Below are 791 nucleotides of genomic sequence, written 5' to 3' on the forward strand. Positions count from 1 at the left end.
TCTAGGAAGAAACCGCCGCCTTCTGGGAAAAAGAACACTACAGCAAAGAAACAGATAAAGAAGACAACAATACCGATCATGTCATGCACGGTGTAATAAGGATGGAACTCAATACCATCTAATGGTACACCATTTTTATCTTTAAGCTTTTTAATATCGATACCGTCTGGGTTGTTTGAACCCACATGATGCAAGGCAACGATATGCATAAAGACTAATCCCACAAGTACTAGAGGAATAGCAACGACGTGTAGCGCAAAGAAACGGTTTAACGTGATACCTGAGATAATATAATCACCACGAACCCATTCAGCAAGGCCATCACCAATCACAGGAAGCGCGGCAGGAAGGTTTAAGATAACCTGTGCACCCCAAAATGACATGTTGCCCCAAGGCAGTAGGTAACCGAAGAAACCTTCAGCCATCAACGCCAAATAAATCCCCATCCCGATCAGCCAAATAAGCTCACGAGGCTTTTGGTATGAACCATAAAGCAAGGCACGGAACATATGCAAGTAGACTACAACGAAGAAGGCTGAAGCACCAGTCGAATGCATATAGCGAATAAGCCAACCGCCTTTCACATCACGCATGATATATTCAACAGACGCAAACGCGCCTTCAGCACTTGGGTTGTACATCATCGTAAGCCAAATACCGGTCACCAATTGGTTGACCAATACCACCATTGACAATACGCCAAAAAAGTACCAAAAGTTAAAATTCTTTGGCGCATAGTACTTTGACATGTGGTATTCATAGGTTTCGGTCGCAGGAAAGCGTGCGTCCAC

The 791-nt window shown here is 44.0% G+C and carries 1 protein-coding gene; it reads right to left on the reverse strand.

From position 1 onward, the window contains the following. Positions 1–791 (reverse strand): cytochrome b (locus ACS8FD_RS19305; protein ID WP_439277049.1); only part of this gene is annotated, 791 nt, incomplete at both ends.

It is taken from the genome of Psychrobacter sp. 1U2 (assembly GCF_051847575.1).